Here is a 3,612-nt window from a genome sequence, read left to right as displayed (position 1 = left end):
CCCCGGCGGCCACGCCCGCCGGCCTGTCCGCCGTGTCGAACGGCCGTTCCTCGACCACCGCCGCCGTACCGCCCACCGTCCCCGTCTGTACGCGCTCGACCGCCCCCGGGGCCCCCGGCCCCGGCACGTCGAAGAGGCCGAAGGCGAGCACGTCACCCTCGCCAAGCCGGACCTCGCCGCCCGCCTCCCCCGGCGGCAGCGGGGACGCGCCCTCCCCGTCCGGCTCGGTCACCGGCGACAGCCCCACCGGCGGGGCGGGGCCGGGCGCTGCCGTGCCGCTGACCTGGACCATCAACTCCCATGTCTGGAACCAGGGTTGCGGCCACGACTACGTGGTCGGCAAACCGCCCGCGCAGGTCCCGCCGCCCCCGGCCGCACAGGACGCCAGGACGTGGGCGGCGGCGCAGGGCGCCCGGCACGGCCGTGACACCAACGTGCAGATCTCGGTGCAGGGCCGGAACTCCACGGCCGTGGTGCCCGAAGCCCTCCGGGTGCGCGTCGTCGGGCGCGCGGCCCCGTTCGAGGGCAACTCCTACACCATGGACAACGGCTGCGGCGGTGCGATCACCCCCCGTTTCTTCTCCGTCGACCTGGACGCCGACCGTCCCGTCGCCCACCCGGAACCCGGCGGTGACCCCGAGGGCCCCATCCCCGCGATCCAACTGCCCTACCGCGTCTCCGCCGAGGATCCGGAGGTGCTCCTGGTCACCGCGAAGACCGCGGGTTGCGACTGCAGTTGGTATCTCGAACTGGACTGGTCCTCGCAGGGCCGCACCGGCACCGTCCGTATCGACGACCAAGGAAGCCCGTTCCGCACGAGCGCCATCAAGGGCCTGCCGCGCTACTCGTACGACACCGCCGGCCGCCAGTGGGTGCCGTACGCACCCTAGGGCCGCGGCACGTTCCGCAGGTTGGACCGCGCCATCTGGAGCATCCGCCCCACGCCGCCGTCGAGCACGATCTTCGACGCGGACAGGGCGAACCCGGTCACCATCTCGGTGCTGATCTTCGGCGGGATGGACAGGGCGTTGGGGTCGGTGACGACGTCGACGAGGGCGGGTCCCTTGTGCCGGAAGGCGTCCTTGAGGGCACCGGCCAGCTGCCTGGGCTTCTCCACGCGGACACCGTAGGCTCCGCAGGCGCGGGCCACTGCGGCGAAGTCGGGGTTCTTGTTGGTGGTGCCGTAGGACGGCAGGCCCGCGACCAGCATCTCCAACTCGACCATGCCCAGCGAGGAGTTGTTGAAGAGGACGACCTTCACGGGGAGGTCGTACTGCACCAGGGTGAGGAAGTCGCCCATCAGCATGGTGAATCCGCCGTCACCGGACATCGAGACGACCTGTCGCCGCCGGTCGACGAACTGGGCGCCGATCGCCATCGGCAGCGCGTTGGCCATCGAGCCGTGGGAGAAGGAACCGATGACGCGGCGGCGCCCGTTGGGTGAGACGTAACGGGCGGCCCAGACATTGCACATGCCGGTGTCGACGGTGAACACGGCGTCGTCGTCGGCGAGTTCGTCGAGCACGGAGGCCACGTACTCGGGGTGGATCGGGACGTGCCTGTCGACCTTGCGGGTGTACGCCTTGACCACGCCTTCCAGCGCGTCCGCGTGTTTCTTGAGCATCTTGTCGAGGAACCTGCGGTTCTGCTTCTCCCGCACTAGCGGGGTGAGACAGCGCAGGGTCTCCTTCACATCGCCCCACACCGCCAGGTCGAGCCTGGAGCGGCGGCCCAGGTGCTCGGGGCGGACGTCGATCTGGGCGATCTTGACGTCGTCGGGGAGGAAGGCGTTGTACGGGAAGTCGGTGCCGAGCAGGATCAGCAGATCGCACTCGTGGGTGGCCTCGTAGGCGGCGCCGTAGCCGAGCAGACCGCTCATGCCGACGTCGTACGGGTTGTCGTACTGGATGTGCTCCTTGCCCCGCAGGGCGTGCCCCACCGGGGACTTGATCTTCTGCGCGAATTCCATGACCTCGGTGTGCGCGCCCGCGGTGCCGCTGCCGCAGAACAGGGTGACCTTGTCGGCCGCGTCGATCATCTCGACGAGCCGGTCGATCTCGGTGTCGCCGGGGCGGACGGTGGGCCGGCAGGTGACGAGGGCGGTCTCCAGCGGCTTGTCGGGGGCGGGCTGGTCCGCGATGTCGCCGGGGAGGGAGACCACGCTGACGCCGGAGCGGCCGACCGCGTGCTGGATGGCGGTCTGGAGGAGCCTCGGCATCTGCTTCGGGCTGGAGATGAGTTCGCTGTAGTGACTGCACTCGCGGAACAGCTGGTCGGGGTGGGTCTCCTGGAAGTAGCCGAGCCCGATCTCGCTGGAGGGGATGTGCGAGGCGAGGGCGAGGACCGGGGCCATGGAGCGGTGGGCGTCGTACAGGCCGTTGATGAGGTGCAGGTTGCCGGGGCCGCAGGAGCCCGCGCAGGCGGTGAGCTTCCCGGTGATCTGTGCCTCGGCGCCGGCCGCGAAGGCGGCGGTCTCCTCGTGCCGGACGTGCACCCAGTCGATGGCGGCGTTACGGCGTACCGCGTCGACGACCGGGTTGAGGCTGTCGCCGACGACGCCGTAGAGACGCTTCACACCGGCGCGGACGAGGATGTCGACGAACTGTTCGGCGACGTTCTGCTTGGCCATGGATCCATCAATCCACAACCCCCGTCGTCACGCCTCCCACACGGCGGCGGCCGTACGGTCGTCCGCGTAGCCCTTGACCCGCACCTGGGTGTCCGCGAGGAACGCGGCGAGGCCCGGTGGGGTGGGGCCGGACCAGCGGCCCGTGAGGTACTCGCACAGTTCCGGTTCGCCGCGCAGGGGTTCCGCGAGGCCGCCGCTGCACATCAGGAGCGTGTCACCCGGGCGGGCTACCGAGGCGCGGAAGCGGAAGGGTTCGCGGGGCGGCTCGGGGGCGGCCTCGTACGGGCTCGGCGGGGTGGGGATGCCGAGGTCCATGGTGAGGCGGTCGCCCTCGGGGGTCTCGGCGGGCAGGGAGCCGAAGCCGACCACCGGTTCTCCGGTGACATCCGAGACGCGCGGCTCGATGTCCTGCCACTCGCCGTCCCTGAGCCGGAACAGTCCGCCCGCGCCGACCCCGAAGAAGACGCGCGTACGGCAGCCGGTGTCGGCCGGCAGGAGCAGACAGCGCAGGGTGGCGGAGTACTCCTCCGGGTCGATGCCCTGCTCGGTGGCGCTGGCGCGGAGTTTGCCGAGGCTGCGGTCGGTGAGGCGGTGCAGCCCCGACTTCAGGTCGCCGCGGCGGGCGGCGCGCAGGTCCTCGGCGCGGCGGGCGTGGCTGCGGCCGACGGCCCTGCCGATCCAGTGGCAGGCCTCGGCGGCGGCCCGGTGGGCGCCGGGGGTCGCGCGGGCGCCGGTGGCCATCGCCACGAGGACCAGGGCGTGGTCGCCGGTGCCGAAGCGGGCGGTGAGGAGGGAGTCCCGGCGGGGTTCGCCGCGGAAGCGGGCGGAGTCGCCCCGCACGGAGGCGGCACGCAGGATGCAGGAGCCGTAGTGGGCGCCGTCCAGGACGGTGTCGGCCACCAGGTCGTCCAGGTCGTCGGGGTCCGCGGGCGGCAGGGCGGTGGGTTCGGCGTCGTAGGTGGGAGGGCCGGAGCCCACGAAGT

2 protein-coding genes and 1 pseudogene are annotated in these 3,612 nt (G+C 71.8%); 1 reads left to right on the top strand and 2 read right to left on the bottom strand.

Annotated elements, in window-relative coordinates; all coding sequences use genetic code 11:
- A pseudogene (locus HLK59_RS48985) lies at positions 1–890 on the top strand (transcriptional regulator); the annotation flags it as partial.
- Here HLK59_RS48985 and HLK59_RS48980 read toward each other — a convergent pair.
- Positions 887–2,629, bottom strand: a complete 1,743-nt coding sequence (locus HLK59_RS48980) for a pyruvate dehydrogenase (protein WP_171148167.1) — start codon at positions 2,627–2,629, stop codon at positions 887–889. The pseudogene HLK59_RS48985 and the gene HLK59_RS48980 sit on opposite strands and share 4 nt — an antisense overlap.
- A gap of 27 nt (positions 2,630–2,656) precedes the next feature.
- Positions 2,657–3,612: protein phosphatase 2C domain-containing protein (locus HLK59_RS48975; protein WP_240983087.1), on the bottom strand; the 956-nt coding region annotated here is incomplete at its 5' end.

This window comes from Streptomyces sp. S3(2020), assembly GCF_013044505.1.
GTDB lineage: Bacteria > Actinomycetota > Actinomycetes > Streptomycetales > Streptomycetaceae > Streptomyces.
The sequence above is the reverse complement of the archived record's forward strand: the minus strand, read 5'-3'. Positions and strand labels throughout refer to the sequence as shown.

Bases quoted from the DNA above. Each gene is read 5' to 3' on its own strand.
- HLK59_RS48980 (WP_171148167.1), bottom strand. From the start codon at position 2,629: ATGGCCAAGCAGAACGTCGCCGAACAGTTCGTCGACATCCTCGTCCGC.